The following is a 14,908-nucleotide window of genomic DNA, read 5'->3' on the forward strand; positions in this document are numbered from 1 at the left end:
AAAATCCGGTCACGTCAAAATGTCATTGTTGGCTTGTTTTTCCGCTCCTTGGAAAAGAAAACCACCTCTCTGGTGTGTGGAGCTAATGATGCTTTCACTATGCTCCTGTTTCAGAGCCTAAGAATTTTCTGCTAAAAACCTCTATACCCCTTTTGGGGGATGCAGAAATCCACACTTCTCGGGGAAGGCCCTTGTTCAAAGAAAACAGCCACCAACTTTTGACGTCCGGCGGTGATCATGCAGGCTTTGCATCAGGATTATATAGCCTGCGATTCGTTTTAACCTCCCTTTTGAACACCGATTTTTCCAAATTATATTATTTAACGTAAGATAGCTGTAAAAAAAGGCTTTTCCCGGTAATGGAAAAGGCCTCCTTCGTGAAAATTCTCATCCAACATGACAGTTATTTTATAATAACACAGGAATTCGGTATATATCCACTACTTGATATATGATTTTTCGCTAAGAGCATGATAAAATGTATGAGATTCAATAATGAAAAACGCCAAAAGGAGGTCTTTATGCGAATCCCTCCATTTAATCCATATGTTGCAGTCGTGATTGGGGTCATATCTGTTTCGACATCAGCTGTGCTTGTTAAACTGGCACCCCAGGCACCATCAGCCATCATCGCTAATTACCGCCTTCTGCTCGCCGTCTTAATTATGGCACCATATGTGTTATTGAAAAACCGTCATGAATTCAAGCTTATCCAAAAAAGGGACTGGATTTTATCAGCACTTGCCGGGGTCTTTTTGGCCTTTCATTTTATTGTCTGGTTCGAATCATTAGATTATACATCTGTGGCAAGTTCTGTAGTCCTTGTGACACTCCAGCCGATATTTGCTTTTTTGGGAACCTATCTCTTTTTTCAGGAAAGATTTTCATACGGCGCTATCATCAGTATGATCATCGCATTATTGGGCAGTGTCATCATCAGCTGGGGCGACTTCCAGATCAGTGGGGCAGCTTTATTCGGTGACATGCTCGCTTTATTAGGTGCTATCTTAATAACGGCTTATTTTCTGATGGGCCAGCAAGCAAGAAAACGCCTGTCACTGATGACCTATACATTTGTCGTCTACGGCATCAGCTCAGTAACGCTTATCATCTATAACCTGATCGGGGGCAACGATTTCTTAGGATACCCCGCAGACCACTGGCTTGTATTTCTGGCGTTGGCGATTTTCCCGACATTTTTTGGCCACACATTATTCAATTGGGCTTTGAAATGGCTGAGTACCGCAACGATCTCAATGGGCATTGTGTTTGAACCCGTCGGCGCTTCCATTTTGGCTTACATTATATTGGGTGAGGTGATCACCTGGTCACAGTGGCTGGGAGGCTCAATCGTATTATTCGGTCTGTTCCTGTTCACCATGAGCACAGCCAAAAAGCGCAAAGTAACGATATCACATAAGAATTAATGAGCCAGGGCGGGCGCCGCTCTATTGCATTAACGTGCAACACGACAAGCACAAAGCATATTAACAGCCTTTCGAACTCGTATCGATCTTTTTTCCGGCAGTTTCTAACGCTAACGTTTCACCTGCCGGCATAAACTGGTATAATAAAAATACAAACTTGAATTGGGTGAAATAATGCATATAGAATTAATGACCGATGGCGGGGCGGATATCCCGAAGCGCTTGATTGATGAAGCTGATATAAAAGTCGTTCCACTCTATCTGCATTTCAAAGGGCAGGAATACAAAGCAGGTGTCGATATTGACCTGGAAACCTTTTATCAAAAAATGGCTGAAGCAGATGAACTGCCGCGATCTGCAGCGCCAAGCCCGAATGACTTTTATGAAGCTTACAAACAGGCTGATCCCGAAAAACCGATTATCATGCTTTCCCTTTCAAAAGGCTTAAGCGGAACATACGACAATGCTGTCATGGGGAAAAATATGCTGCTTGAGGAAGAACCGGAGAGACCGATCGAAATCATTAACTCCAAAACCGCCTCATGCGGACTTGCTCTCTTGCTGCACGAAGCAAAAACCAAAATTGATGAAAACTATTCGTTTACACAACTGGTTGATCATTTGCATGAACGCACTGAACAAACCAGTACATTGTTCGTCCTTAAAACGTTGGAAAACCTTATTCGCGGCGGAAGGCTTGACCGTGTCAAAGGAACAATCGCCAAAACACTGAACATCAAACCGCTTATGCAGGCAAGTGACGAAGGAACAATCGAAGTAACGGAAAAAGTTCGCGGCGAAAAAAAATCAATCAGACGCTTCATCGAGCAAATCGGAGAATACACCAAAAATTTCGAGGACAAAGTTATTGCCATGTCACATTGTAATGCAGAAGGACGTGCCGGCAAAGTGCTTGCGGAGATTAAGGAAAAGTATCCATTCAAAGATGCTTATCTCATTGAAATGGGACCATTGATAGCTACTTATGCCGGAGAAGGCGGTTTGGTCATTTCCTTTTTCAATGATTAAAAACCAATAACAAAGGAGAACTGCCATGGGATGGTGTTCTTCTTTGTTATTTGGTTAAAAATTCATAAACCAGCCTGTTCAGTGTCACATTATCCTCGCCCAGACAAATCAGATGACGGGATTTTTCAAAAAAGACGACTTCCTTCTGATCGGACGTCATTTCTTTCTCGAGATAATACCCGGTTTTATATGGAACCATCATGTCCTGTTGTCCGTGGGCTATCATCACAGGTGCCTTTACCTTGTCTAAATATCTTCGGGTAAACCTGACCAATTTAAGGAATTCAATATTTGCTTTAAGAGGGACAGTCCCCCACTTGCGCTTATAGTGAAGATACAGGTTATTCTCCTTAATCTTGCCTTTAATTCCATCAGAAAGAACACCTTTAACATCCCGCATAATTTGCCGGATCGATAAATATTTTCCTGATGCTGCGAGCAATACCAATTTATCCACATTGTATTTGGAGGCCAGATAAGCAGCAATCATTCCGCCCATTGAAAAGCCGATCAAATACACGTTATCGGTTTTCATTTTTAGCTGTTGCAGTGAATGTTCTGCTGCCTCCAGCCAATTTTTATGTGACACATTCTCCAGAGAAAGTTCGCTGCCATGTCCCGGCAATGTCGGCACATCAATAAGCCAGTCTGTATGCTCTCTCAGATACTCTGCCAGGGGACCAACTTCATACGGGCTTCCGGTATATCCATGGATGATCAAACATCCCGTCATGTTAATTCTCCTTGTTATTCTTTTATATTCGTTTTCCCTTATCCCGTGTAATTCATCCTTAATGAGGCTCAGCCAATTTTAAACATTATCTACAACTGCTTCATGAGTTGACTGACATCTTTAACAACCGGGGAAATCTGCTTAACCGTGTTCGCTACCTGACCAGCTGTTGAAAGCATTTTTTCAAGATCAAGTTGACCATTATGATCCTGAAAATAACTTTTGAGTTGTTTGTTGCTTGATGGTTGGGAAAATGCTTCATAACCATAAGTATATGGTCCATACATTGGCTGTTTTGGTTTGGCAAACACTTCAAAAGCTGTTGGATAATGAGCGTGATAGCTTGTATTTATCGGTTGGCTTCCAGCGGGGCTGTGCGTTGAGTAATTTTTAAAAGAGGGCAAAAAAGGGCCGGATTTTTCCATTATAAGACACACCTCTCCAATAGGTCTTTCAGCATTATATGAAACATACCAAAAGAACGTGCGCCTTTATCAGTCCTGACCCTTTATTATTTGCTGAATGAACTATATGATTGGTAATTATCCATCATGCCAAGCGCATGTTTAATTTTATTGACTTGATTACCTAAGACAACTTTTTTATTGACAAAGGTCGCGGGTGTTCCATATATGCCCTCTTCCTGAAGTTCATTCAAGTATTCCCTGTTTTCTGTTACATTTCTTTGTTTATAGTCTATATCCCATTGGTTTAGTTTTCCCAGTAAACTCTGACACTGTTCGCTATTTTCGCTGGTGTATACGATTACTTCCTGATCACTCACTTATGTTCCCCCTTACCTTTTTCTCTTGTTGGTTCAATTGTTGATTTACCCTTAATGTAACAAATTAAACATACTTTTTACAAAAACATTACAAAAAAATTCGAACTCGATTAGTTCTTTTTACCTGCGTCAATATAACCATTATTTTAACAAATGCATTAGAAAAATTATTGCTGGCAGCTATGATTTATATCACACGCCGGATGGATTTTTAACCATCGGGATGTGATGCGGCAAAATAGTTATCTCATCCGGTGTTGTGCCATCGATTTCTCCATCCATATCAATGGCCTTCTCTTCAGAAGTTGAAACCTTAATCGACGTCGCCTGAAAATGGGTGAGTTCCGTCAACTGCTGTGAATTCGTTTCAGGATTATTCATTGACAGTAATTCACGGAACGAAGCCAAAGTGGAATTCTTAATGACGAGAACGTCCAGCTTTCCATCATCAAGGGACACAGTTGGCAGCGGCAGTTCCCGTGTCCCAATAAACCGTCCATTCAACACAAGGATTAATACGCCTTCACCTTCATGCTGTTTATTATCGGCATCAATTTTATATTTAAAAGGTGTTGCCTGGTTTACCGTTCGTAACGTACTCATGAAATAACTTAAAACACCAAGGTTTTTCTTTTGGTCTTCATCAATATTTAATGACGTGTCTGAGACAAGACCAACTCCCCAAAAATTCAAGAAGTACCTGCCATCCGTTTTACCGACATCAACATCTGTCACTTCACCGTTAGCAATAGCACGGGCTGCCTGGGTCAAGTTTTGCGGCATACCTAATGCCCTGCTGAAATCATTACATGTGCCTCCGGGCAAAATAGCAACAACCGGACGCTTACCCAAAGGAGCTATAGTGTTAACACACTCGTGCAACGTTCCGTCTCCACCGAGGAGAATCATGATGTCTACATCTTCGGCGTACGCTTCAAATGTTGCTTTTGCTTCCTCAATGGTTTCGGTCTGAATCACAGTTAGCTTCTTGATTGCTTTAGCAAGAACCGGCAGTGTCTGGGAGAGCTTTTGTTCGGTATGTTCATTGCCGGCGGTCCCGTTATAAATGAATAAGCCATGCTCGTATTTCAATTGACAGCCCCCTCTGAATAAGCACGCATATCGTTACTCTATTTTAACCGATAGGGAAAGCAATTGAGAAGGAAGAAGCAATTTTACAAAAGACTCCTTTGGTTACCGGGACGAAAGTGAAAAAAACCCCCTCAGGAATGTGTTGCACAGTTCCATTGAGGGGGTGATTATCAAAAAAGCTGGTTCTTATTCACGTTCATCATCGTCATCGTCGTTATCACGGTCATCATCGCGGTCGTCGTCATCGTCGTTATCATCGATTTCCATGACTACGATTTCACCTGTATAAGCATCAATTTCAATATCAGCTTCATTATTCTTCGATTTCATTTCGATTTCATAAACCAAACGGCCATCATCTTCATCCAATTCCAGCTTAATTATCGAGCCATTGAACTCATTTTTTGCAATTTTTTCTGCCTGTGCTGTACTAATGACAGCTGATTTTGATGACTTGTTATTATTAGTGTTATTATCTTTATTATCGTTTTGCTTCAATTCCATTCGGTCGTCATTCTTATCGTCTGAATTATTGTTATTGTCATCATTGTTTTGACGTGTTTTTTGATCGTTATTCCGGTTCGTGTCATCTCCGTCAGCATCCGCGTTTTTATTGGCATTATTTTGAGAGCTTTCATTTTGACCGGCGTTATTCTCATTATTAGTCGCCTTATTTTGGCCATTGCTGTTATTGGCAGCAACTTTTTCATCCAGTTCTAAAACCTCGCCGGTGTCTCCATCCAATTTAATGTCGTATTCTTTTCCGTTATCTTCTATTTCTGCTTCATATACAGTACGGGTTCCTTCTTTATCCAATTCCAGCTCGGTTATCTCTCCAGGATACTGAGCTGAGATGGTCTCTTTGATTTCTTTCCGGTCCATTTTAGGTGCAGCTTCAGTGGCACTTGACTGAATGACACCTAATCCAAGAGCAGAAACCCCAAGAACAACAGCCAACACAATTCCAATCTTCTTTTTCATTTAAATTGCCTCCTCATTTGCTTTCTGACTATATCATATCCCCTGCAAATGAAAAGACACTGTGACCAAGATTAAAATTTGATTAGAAAGTCATTAGTTTTCCAAATAAAGAGGAAGAATGAGCGTTAATACGGAGCCTTTGCCCACTGTACTTGATACGCTGAGTGTTCCGCCATGTGCTTCTGCTATGACTTTGGCGATGGATAGACCGAGACCGGTGCCGCCCGTCTCCCTGCTTCTTGATTTATCAACCCGGTAAAAGCGATCGAATATTTTTTCCTGATCTGCTTCAGAAATACCCGGGCCATTATCTTTAACCGCCACTTCAGCGTACCGCCCATTTTTCCGGATTGATAAGGTGACGGCCTCTTCGCTGTACTTAACAGCATTGTCCATTAGAATATACAGCACCTGTTCCAGCTGATCGTAGCTTCCGTTGATTTGAATCATCTCCGCAGATGCATGAAATACAATCTCCCGCGCGTAAGCCCCACTGAATGTTTCTGCTGTGAAACGGCCAAGTTCGATAAGATTGAATGGTTCATAAACTTCCTGATTTTTGTTTTTAGCGAGCAGCAGCATCTGTTCCACAAGTTTCTGCATCCGGTCTGCCTGGGATTCGATCGCTTCCGTTGATTCTTCCAATAACTCCGGATTATCAGCTCCGCGCCGTTTCATGAGCTGGGAGTAGCTTTTGACAATCGAAATTGGTGTTTTCAGCTCATGGGAAGCATCAGAGACAAACATTTCCTGCTTCTCAAAGTTCTCTCTCAAATAATCGATCATCCGGTTGAATGTTACTTTCATTTCATATAATTCATCTTTCGACTGATCTTCCGCACTGATTTTCTTCCAGCTGCCATAGGTGGTATTTTCCTTCATGGCTGCGGTCAGTTCCTGGACTGGTCTTGTTATGAATCTGGATAAAAAGACACCAGCCACTATTGTTGGAATCAACATAATCAGTGATGCCACTACCAACACGAAAAACAATGTTTCCATTGTTGATGTGTGACCCGTCAGTTGCTTATAGATCTGCAAAGTCACCACATCACCATTTTCCCAGATAACAGGTTTAGCAACAGTCGCAAAGTCAGGCTGATTATCCATGGAAATAATCGACCTTGATTCTGAAGACACATAGCTTCCCGGAAGTTCTCTATAATCAGCTTTCATCACTTCAACAATATGGGAGTCATTTTCGTCAATAACCCTGATCATGCCGTCTGTCGGCAGAAAAGCATCAAGCATTTCATTTTGTGATATACTTGGATTCTCATTCAAGGTTGAAATGATTTCATTTGCCTGTGTGTTCAAATCGTCAAGCTCCTGTTCCAGTGACCGGCTATCGAATAAATAATAAATGGATGTATTGACCAGCAAAATCAATACAAGCATGAATAAGCTGGAAAACAGCCTGATTTTCACAGAAAGTTTCATCAATTATGTTCCTTTATCGTATAACCGACCCCACGGACGGTTTGTATATAGGCCTGGTCAAAAGGCTTATCGACCTTTTGACGCAAATACCGGATATAAACATCTACCACATTCGTATCCCCGAAATAATCAAAACCCCAGACATGTTCAATCAGTTGATCTCTGGTAAGTACAACATTTTTATTTTGCAGCAGATAGACAAGCAGATCGAATTCCCTTGGCGTGAGTTCAATCGGCTGTTTCTCCCGCCGGATTTCTCTTGATTCAACATCAACGATCAGATCACCAACCCCCAGTTCCTCATGCTGCCGGACAACGGTTTTCTTAGGCTGGCGCAGTTGTGCTCTGATTCGCGCAAGCAATTCCTCAATTTGAAACGGCTTGGTAATGTAGTCGTTCGCACCCTGGTCTAGCCCGTTCACTTTATCATAAACCTCATCCCGTGCTGTGAGCAGTATAATGGGTGTCGATTCGTCAAACCGCCGCACGCGCCGCAGTACCTCCATCCCGCTCAGTTCCGGAAGCATTATATCCAGCAGGACAAGATCCCACTTTTCATCCGTTATAAGGTTCAACGCTGTGTTTCCATCGGCGACAACTTTGGTGCTGTAACTTTCATATTCCAACTCCAGCTGCAGCACCCTGCTCAGTTTTTCTTCATCTTCCACAATCAGTATGTGTGGTTTCTCCATTTCATATCACCCGCTTCAATAAGCTCTTGTCATTACTATATCAAATATTGGTTGAAAAGTGGATGACTGGGATGTTTCGCCCGGCTAATTTGTAAACTTCGGGATAATCAGCCACAAACAAGTGCAAACACTTTCCATAAAAGCCTTATTGAAATAAGATGACACTAGGAGGGAATCGTATGCTTGCACTTGATCATATTGTCGTTGCTGCCAGAGATCCCGAGAAGGCAGCTGAAGATTTTGGAAAAGAACACAATATTACCGTGACTGAAGGCGGCCGGCACGCGAACTGGGGAACTTACAACTATCTTGCTTATTTGCGTAATGACTGCTATATAGAATGGATCGGTATTTTTGATGAAACAACCGCAGCCAAATCAGATAATCCTTTAATCCACTTGCTTTTCCGGGAGCTGGCAGAAGGTCATGAAGCGCCTATTCAAATTGCGCTGCGGACTGATCAAATGGATGGAAACATTAAAAATCTGGATGAGCTTGAGATCCCGTATACCGGACCAGTCCCCGGCAGCCGCAAACGGCCGGACGGAAGCCTGTTGGAATGGCGGATGCTTTTTCCTGAAAGAGAGCAACAGGTTTTGCCTTTTCTGATTGAATGGGGTGAAATTAAAAATACACCGCAAAATCCGAAACTGATTAATGACAAAATAATCAGCACAGTTTCGGTGCCCACGACAGACTCTGACTCGCTCGCACCCATTTATCAATTGAATTTTGACAATCAAACAGCCAAGTTGAATAATGCAGAATTGAAGCTTTCTGATGAATTCCACTTTTCGATTGGCTAAACTGCACAGGGATCTGCTCAGGATCATGCCTTACTTGACTGCACTCCATATATTATCGGCATCCCGCCCTATTCCGGCATTCACTCCCCCTGAAGTGAATGCCGCCTTTTTCTGTTGACATTCAAGCACCCGTTTGAATATAATACAATCAAATATATATTTGATTGAGGTGTGATTCATGACTCAAGACGTTTGTGATGTAACCTGTATCAATGAGGAAAAAGTTAACCATGTCAAACACGAACTGAATAAACAGTCGATTGACACAGTCATCGGATTATATAAACTTTTGGCAGACCGAAACAGACTTCAGATAGCGTCGGCACTATTAGTGGAACAAGAACTATGCGTCTGTGACCTTGCCAATATTATCGGCGCAACAACCGCCACAACTTCTCACCATTTGCGGAAACTCCACAAGGTCGGAATTGCCACATTCCGCAAAGAGGGGAAGCTCGTCTATTACTCATTGTCAGATGAACACAACATGAAACAAGTCATCACACAAGGCTTCCTTCATGGAAAGGAGGAAAGCGTCCATGTCATCTGAACAGCAAACATACCGGCTTAACGGTATATCATGTGCCAACTGTGCACAGACATTTGAAAACAATGTAAAAGAAATTAATGGCGTACAGGATGCAAACGTCCATTTTGCCACGTCAAAAATTGATGTCGTCGGAAAAGCATCCATTACCGATATTGAAAAAGCCGGATCATTTGAAAATATTAAAGTTATCAAGGAGAATGCGGAACCTGAAAAAGAACCTTTCTGGATGCACCATGATAAGGTCCTGCTCGCATCACTGCTGATTGTTTTCGGTTTCATTGCCAATATCATGTTTGGCAATTCACATTACCTGCCGAATGTGCTCTACGGATTATCAGCATTTGTCGGCGGTTTAAGCCTGTTTAAAGCCGGCCTGATCAATCTGTGGAAATTCCGCTTTGATATGAAAACATTGATGACGATTGCTGTGATTGGAGCTGCCATCATCGGTGAATGGCGTGAAGCCGCAGTCGTCGTTATTCTTTTTGCCATCAGTGAATCTTTGGAATCGTATTCGATGGACAAAGCGCGTTCATCGATCCGCTCGTTGATGAAAATTTCACCGAATAAAGCACGCATCAGACGAAACAGCAGCGAACAGACGTTAGCTGTCGAGGAGATCATGGTTGGTGACATCATGCTTGTCAAGCCGGGTGAACGGATCGCGATGGACGGCACGATTATGAGCGGATTTTCATCCATCAATCAGGCATCGATCACCGGAGAGTCCATCCCCGCGGAAAAAACACACGGTGATGACGTTTTTGCGGGAACGATTAATCAGAACGGCTTTCTGGAAATCGAAGTAACGAAAAGAGCAGAAGATACGACCATCGCAAAAATCATCCATATGGTTGAAGAAGCACAGGAAGAACGGGCGCCGGCTCAAGCATTCATTGACCGATTTGCCGCCTACTACACACCGGCCATAATTGCTATTGCTGCATTAGTCGCTGTTATTCCGCCTCTATTCGTTGGTCTATGGAGTACGTGGGTTTATCAGGGGCTTGCGGTACTCGTTGTCGGATGCCCGTGCGCACTTGTTGTATCTACTCCGGTTGCTATCGTAACAGCAATCGGCAATGCGGCCCGTAACGGGGTTCTGATCAAAGGCGGTATTCACCTCGAACAAATCGGTGCGATCAAGAAAATCGCATTCGATAAAACAGGTACACTGACACAAGGAACACCACAGGTTACGGACGTTCACTTTTTCACCGATGAACATGATAAAGCGCTCAGCTGCCTGAAAGGGCTGGAGTCTAAATCGAATCATCCGCTGGCAAAAGCAATCATGAACTACATGGATGATGAGCATCAAGATATGCCATCAGCAGATATTCAATCCTTCACCACGGTCCACGGCAAAGGCATTCAGGGTGAAATTGAGGGCGAATCGGTTTACGCCGGCTCCCCTGATTTCTTTAAAAACGTACCGGCCGAACAGATTAAGAACTATCAAAAAGCAGGTAAAACTGTCATGTTATGCGGTACAGATGACGAGCTGTTGATGGCTGTTGCACTGCGCGATGAACCGCGGTCCGAAAGTAAAACAGTCATTCAGAAATTACATGATCTCGGAATCAAGCAGACCTACATGCTGACGGGAGATCATGCACAGACCGCCAATGCCTTAAAAGACGACTTGAAACTGACCGATGTAAAAGCAAATCTTTTGCCTGAAGATAAACTAAGCTTCATCAAAACACAGGACGGGAATATTGCCATGATTGGTGATGGCATTAATGATACCCCGGCGCTGGCAGCATCCAAAGTCGGTATCGCTATGGGTTCTGCCGGAACAGACAGCGCACTGGAAACAGCTGATGTTGCCTTAATGGGTGACGACTTAAAAAAGTTACCTTACACCGTTAAACTGAGCCGCAAAGCACTGGGCATCATCAAACAAAATATAAGCTTTGCAATCGGTATTAAAATTCTTGCCCTTCTGCTTGTTATCCCCGGCTGGCTGACATTATGGATTGCCATTTTTGCCGATATGGGAGCAACGTTGCTTGTTACATTGAACGCATTAAGACTTATGAAAATTAAATGAGAGGCCAATCCCCTTCAAAGGGGACGACTCTTAGAAGGTGTGTGAACCTCCCACATCGAGCGGCCAACTCAGGGGAGGTTTACTTCTTGCTTGAATAGTCCAAGACAGGGACTTTCTCAGCCGTGTCTTGTCTTTGATCAAACGTTTGTTCAATCGACACAACCAGGGTAAACCATCACATCAACCGTGTCATCTGGTGTTCGACAGGTTACCCCCTCCAAAGCCAATCTCAAGCACATGGTCATCGTCCTGAACATCAAAAAATAATCACCCTTAAATCAAGGGTGATCAACTTTTATTATGCCAATTGCTGATGCAGAAATTCGGTCACCGATTCCGGTGTCTTCGTATCAGCGCTATGCTGATGGGCAAGCTTTTCGCCATCTTTAAAAATCAAAATGCTTGGGATCCCCATTACTTCATATTTCTGAGCAATGCCTTCCACTTCGTCACTGTTAATCTCATACCAGTCATAGTTCTTAAATTCATCCATGACATCACCGATGAACATATCCATGCGTTTGCAGTCCGGGCACCAATCTGCAAAAAACTTTACGATAACAGGTGCATCCGATTGAATAATCTCGTTGAATTGCTGTTCTGTATCAATATGTTTCATTATCTAAAAACCCCCTCATAACATTCTATCTACATTGTACCTATTTTACGCCCGTGTGTCTTTTAGTTTGTTTACCCCGCATGTAACTACCCGTAAATGCCCGGTCCGTTTCTGTTCGGGGGCAACAAGACGCCTGATAATTAAGCCTTTGTTCCTTTTACTCGTATTCAACTTTTCCGAGCAAATAAGCTGCAGCCAATCCCGATGCAAACGTCACTATACTCACTAACACCAGCAATCCTTCTGTCGGCCAGCCCGGAAACACAACGAAAACAGAACCGATTACCATGCCGATAATAACGGCAAATGTTCCGGTATAATAGTTATTTAAAAAGAAGTTAACAATTTTGCTCATGAAAACAATACCGAGAACGATTCCAACACCGACGACGGCAATAATATCAAGCTGCAAATTACTGACTGCACCGATGACCGTTGTGAACACCCCCATAATCATAAGCATTAGCGAGCCGCTGATACCCGGCAGAACCAATGCACTGCTGGCAATAAATCCTGAAAAAAACAACATGATATAAGTAGAGGTGGTTATATTTTCAATAACAGGTCCCTCACTGGCCTGCAGAAATGCCATGGAACCAACGATCACAGCACCTATTACAAGCAATATAATATGTTTTGCCCGAAATTTATTCTTTGCATCCGCTTTATGGAATAAATAGGGAAGCACACCCAAAATCAGCCCCAAAAAGAAAAATTTCGTCGGCCCCGGATAATTATCAAACAGCCACTCAATCACATTACTCAGTAAAAATATAGCCGTTAAAATTCCAATGCCCAGCGGAATCAAAAAGCCCAATTGTTTTTTCCAATCCTTGCTCATAAACCCGTTGATAGCTGCAATCAGCCGTTCATAGATGCCGAGCAGAACAGCGATTGTCCCCCCGCTCACACCAGGGATGACATCACTTGCACCCATAAGCAGACCACGGTAAATATTTTTCCATTCCATTAATCTAAAGCTCCCTTATCAAGCACTCTAATAAAAATCATAAGACAATCATATCAAATTATGCTTGCAAATCACATAAAAATTTTATGTGCCGCAGGGACGCTTTATTGTAAACATCTGTCTTTTAAAAAAGGTTATACTCGAAGATTCTTGAGTATCTCTATTCACTCATCACTCCTCAATAAACTCGAGCTCCGGCATCCACCGAGACATATGCTGATTGATGTCCTGGTAATGTCCTTTGGCATTTTCCAATTCATCATCGGTCAATTGATGCATCGGAGCCACTTGAAAATTTGCCCGGTTCTCAAACTTAACAAAGGTTGGCATGAATTTTGGCTCCTTTACCTTAACCGTTGATTCTCCATTTTCCATTGTTTTCTCGATTGAAAATTTGAAAATGCCACCGATTCTTCGATAAAACTCGTCTTGTCCGGAGAGAAAATTACCAAGTGAGTAGGCAACAAGCGTCTGATGACCATTATTGCCTTCAACCCAGTCAATCGGCTGCAACACATGCGGGTGATGACCTAATACGACATCCACTCCTTCGTTCGCGGCAAACTGGACAAGGTCTTTTTGCCCCGCACTTGGCATTCGCTCATATTGGGGGCCATAATGCAAACTTAATACGACTGCATCTGCCTGTTGCTTGGCCTTCTCAATCCGCTTGGACATTACCTTTTTGTCAATCAGATTCACCAAGTGTCCTTTCCCATTCGGCACAGGTATACCATTTGTTCCATAGGTATAAGCCAAAAAAGCTACCGATATACCTTCGTCTGTTTCGTACACACGCAGTTTATTGCGGTCGGCCTCACTTTTATAGGCGCCCGTATACATCATATCAATCTTTTCCCAATGGTTGGTGGCATTCATAATCGCTTTTTCCCCGCGGTCCAATGTATGGTTGTTTGCAATGGAAACAACATCAACCCCGGCTTTCTTTAGAGCATCGCCAACTGCAAAAGGACTATTAAATGCCGGATAACTCGACAATCCCAGCGCTTCACCACCGATCATCGTTTCCTGATTCGCAAAGGCAATGGTTGAATCATTCAAATACGGCTTAACCTTTTCCAGCATCGGCATAAAATTAAAGCCGTCATCTGTACGAGCATCTTCATACACTCTGCTGTGAATCAGCATATCACCGATGGCAGAAAGTGTAATTTCTTTATGGCTCGCTTCAGGCTCTTTTGTTTTTATCTCCTTACCCCGGTCTGCTGATTCGTGGTGATTTGCATCTTTTAGTGTTTCTTGTTCGTTTCCGGTGCATGCCGATAGCAACAAACAAGCTAGCAACAGAACGATCCAGACTAATTGACTCCGTTCCATATATCTTTCTCCTAAGCCTTTTTTCGTTAATCATAACATGACAACAAACAGAAAACGACACAAAATGAGGGCATTGCCGCCAATTCATCTGACCGGTAGTCCGCAATATTATGAGAACCAGTGAAGCAATTAGAAATCATGTATTTCCTGAATCCATGTTTAACACGATTCAGGCAGGGAAAAGTCCATCAGATGCTATTAATAGAAAGGAAATCTAATATGCGAAAAACGCAATATCAACCTGTAAAGGGCAGACAACTGACAGACGCTCAGGAAGTACATTTCACTAAAGACTTTAAACAAGCAGACATCGCCGGCGGATACCGCGGAGCAAAGGTCAGAGACGCTAAACGCGATAATCAAAATTAAAAAATAATATTCGCTGTATTTA

The 14,908-nt window shown here is 42.8% G+C and carries 16 protein-coding genes; 6 read left to right on the forward strand and 10 right to left on the reverse strand.

All coding sequences use genetic code 11. From position 1 onward, the window contains the following. Window positions 1-521 precede the first annotated feature (521 nt). Window positions 522-1,427, forward strand: coding sequence for a DMT family transporter (locus AOX59_RS11495; RefSeq protein WP_068445665.1), 906 nt, complete (start codon window positions 522-524; stop codon window positions 1,425-1,427). Window positions 1,428-1,601: 174 nt separating this feature from the next. Next, the gene (locus AOX59_RS11500; protein ID WP_068445667.1) at window positions 1,602-2,456 is read left to right on the forward strand and encodes a DegV family protein; all 855 of its coding nucleotides are present in this window, start codon (window positions 1,602-1,604) and stop codon (window positions 2,454-2,456) included. 46 nt (window positions 2,457-2,502) lie between these two features. On the opposite strand, the gene AOX59_RS11505 is transcribed toward AOX59_RS11500, so the two are convergent. The 7 genes from AOX59_RS11505 to AOX59_RS11535 all read right to left on the reverse strand — a co-directional run bounded on the left by AOX59_RS11505 (window position 2,503) and on the right by AOX59_RS11535 (window position 8,178). Beyond that, on the reverse strand, window positions 2,503-3,189 hold the full coding sequence (locus AOX59_RS11505; protein ID WP_068445668.1) for an alpha/beta hydrolase: 687 nt from the start codon (window positions 3,187-3,189) through the stop codon (window positions 2,503-2,505). An 89-nt stretch (window positions 3,190-3,278) separates the two neighbouring features. Continuing rightward, entirely contained in the window at window positions 3,279-3,614 is a 336-nt protein-coding gene (locus tag AOX59_RS11510) for a YppG family protein (protein ID WP_068445670.1), read from the reverse strand. Between the two features lie 86 nt (window positions 3,615-3,700). Beyond that, window positions 3,701-3,973 carry a glutaredoxin family protein gene (locus AOX59_RS11515; RefSeq protein WP_068445672.1) on the reverse strand — a complete coding sequence of 91 codons (273 nt, stop codon included), beginning with the start codon at window positions 3,971-3,973 and terminating at the stop codon, window positions 3,701-3,703. Between the two features lie 192 nt (window positions 3,974-4,165). Beyond that, window positions 4,166-5,065 (reverse strand): YegS/Rv2252/BmrU family lipid kinase, encoded by a 900-nt coding sequence (locus AOX59_RS11520; protein ID WP_068445674.1) that lies wholly within the window; start codon window positions 5,063-5,065, stop codon window positions 4,166-4,168. A 186-nt stretch (window positions 5,066-5,251) separates the two neighbouring features. Further along, a complete protein-coding gene (locus AOX59_RS11525; RefSeq protein ID WP_068445676.1) occupies window positions 5,252-6,046 on the reverse strand; it encodes a PepSY domain-containing protein in 795 nt (264 codons plus the stop codon). A 93-nt stretch (window positions 6,047-6,139) separates the two neighbouring features. Then, window positions 6,140-7,486 (reverse strand): HAMP domain-containing sensor histidine kinase, encoded by a 1,347-nt coding sequence (locus AOX59_RS11530; protein ID WP_068445680.1) that lies wholly within the window; start codon window positions 7,484-7,486, stop codon window positions 6,140-6,142. Further along, a complete protein-coding gene (locus tag AOX59_RS11535; RefSeq protein WP_068445681.1) occupies window positions 7,486-8,178 on the reverse strand; it encodes a response regulator transcription factor in 693 nt (230 codons plus the stop codon). Before AOX59_RS11535 ends, AOX59_RS11530 begins: the two co-directional genes overlap by 1 nt. Before the next feature lie 179 nt (window positions 8,179-8,357). Between AOX59_RS11535 and AOX59_RS11540 the strand changes: the two genes are divergently transcribed. From AOX59_RS11540 to AOX59_RS11550, 3 genes are all read left to right on the forward strand, one after another. Then, on the forward strand, window positions 8,358-8,984 hold the full coding sequence (locus AOX59_RS11540; protein ID WP_068445682.1) for a VOC family protein: 627 nt from the start codon (window positions 8,358-8,360) through the stop codon (window positions 8,982-8,984). 178 nt (window positions 8,985-9,162) lie between these two features. Then, window positions 9,163-9,534, forward strand: coding sequence for an ArsR/SmtB family transcription factor (locus AOX59_RS11545; protein ID WP_068445683.1), 372 nt, complete (start codon window positions 9,163-9,165; stop codon window positions 9,532-9,534). Then, complete coding sequence (locus tag AOX59_RS11550; RefSeq protein WP_068445685.1) at window positions 9,503-11,590, forward strand: heavy metal translocating P-type ATPase; 2,088 nt, start codon at window positions 9,503-9,505, stop codon at window positions 11,588-11,590. The genes AOX59_RS11545 and AOX59_RS11550 overlap by 32 nt, the downstream gene beginning before the upstream one ends. Before the next feature lie 298 nt (window positions 11,591-11,888). Here AOX59_RS11550 and AOX59_RS11555 read toward each other — a convergent pair whose 3' ends face one another. From AOX59_RS11555 to AOX59_RS11565, 3 genes are all read right to left on the reverse strand, one after another. Beyond that, the gene (locus AOX59_RS11555; RefSeq protein WP_068445687.1) at window positions 11,889-12,209 is read right to left on the reverse strand and encodes a thioredoxin family protein; all 321 of its coding nucleotides are present in this window, start codon (window positions 12,207-12,209) and stop codon (window positions 11,889-11,891) included. A gap of 157 nt (window positions 12,210-12,366) precedes the next feature. Beyond that, entirely contained in the window at window positions 12,367-13,179 is an 813-nt protein-coding gene (locus tag AOX59_RS11560; RefSeq protein WP_068445689.1) for a DUF368 domain-containing protein, read from the reverse strand. A 171-nt stretch (window positions 13,180-13,350) separates the two neighbouring features. Continuing rightward, window positions 13,351-14,517, reverse strand: a complete 1,167-nt coding sequence (locus tag AOX59_RS11565; RefSeq protein ID WP_068445690.1) for a CapA family protein — start codon at window positions 14,515-14,517, stop codon at window positions 13,351-13,353. 219 nt (window positions 14,518-14,736) lie between these two features. On the opposite strand from AOX59_RS11565, the gene AOX59_RS19715 reads away from it, so the two are divergent. Beyond that, window positions 14,737-14,886 carry a YfhE family protein gene (locus tag AOX59_RS19715; RefSeq protein ID WP_156418691.1) on the forward strand — a complete coding sequence of 50 codons (150 nt, stop codon included), beginning with the start codon at window positions 14,737-14,739 and terminating at the stop codon, window positions 14,884-14,886. The last annotated feature ends 22 nt before the right edge of the window (window positions 14,887-14,908 follow it).

It is taken from the genome of Lentibacillus amyloliquefaciens (genome assembly GCF_001307805.1).
In the GTDB taxonomy this organism is placed as follows: Bacteria; Bacillota; Bacilli; order Bacillales; family Amphibacillaceae; genus Lentibacillus; species Lentibacillus amyloliquefaciens.

Coding starts and splice junctions, on each gene's coding strand:
- AOX59_RS11565 (WP_068445690.1), bottom strand. CDS start 14,517: ATGGAACGGAGTCAATTAGTCTGGATCGTTCTGTTGCTAGCTTGTTTG.
- AOX59_RS11555 (WP_068445687.1), bottom strand. CDS start 12,209: ATGAAACATATTGATACAGAACAGCAATTCAACGAGATTATTCAATCG.
- AOX59_RS11550 (WP_068445685.1), top strand. CDS start 9,503: ATGGAAAGGAGGAAAGCGTCCATGTCATCTGAACAGCAAACATACCGG.
- AOX59_RS11560 (WP_068445689.1), bottom strand. CDS start 13,179: ATGGAATGGAAAAATATTTACCGTGGTCTGCTTATGGGTGCAAGTGAT.
- AOX59_RS11495 (WP_068445665.1), top strand. CDS start 522: ATGCGAATCCCTCCATTTAATCCATATGTTGCAGTCGTGATTGGGGTC.
- AOX59_RS11530 (WP_068445680.1), bottom strand. CDS start 7,486: ATGAAACTTTCTGTGAAAATCAGGCTGTTTTCCAGCTTATTCATGCTT.
- AOX59_RS11540 (WP_068445682.1), top strand. CDS start 8,358: ATGCTTGCACTTGATCATATTGTCGTTGCTGCCAGAGATCCCGAGAAG.
- AOX59_RS11535 (WP_068445681.1), bottom strand. CDS start 8,178: ATGGAGAAACCACACATACTGATTGTGGAAGATGAAGAAAAACTGAGC.
- AOX59_RS11545 (WP_068445683.1), top strand. CDS start 9,163: ATGACTCAAGACGTTTGTGATGTAACCTGTATCAATGAGGAAAAAGTT.
- AOX59_RS11510 (WP_068445670.1), bottom strand. CDS start 3,614: ATGGAAAAATCCGGCCCTTTTTTGCCCTCTTTTAAAAATTACTCAACG.
- AOX59_RS11505 (WP_068445668.1), bottom strand. CDS start 3,189: ATGACGGGATGTTTGATCATCCATGGATATACCGGAAGCCCGTATGAA.
- AOX59_RS11525 (WP_068445676.1), bottom strand. CDS start 6,046: ATGAAAAAGAAGATTGGAATTGTGTTGGCTGTTGTTCTTGGGGTTTCT.
- AOX59_RS11500 (WP_068445667.1), top strand. CDS start 1,602: ATGCATATAGAATTAATGACCGATGGCGGGGCGGATATCCCGAAGCGC.
- AOX59_RS19715 (WP_156418691.1), top strand. CDS start 14,737: ATGCGAAAAACGCAATATCAACCTGTAAAGGGCAGACAACTGACAGAC.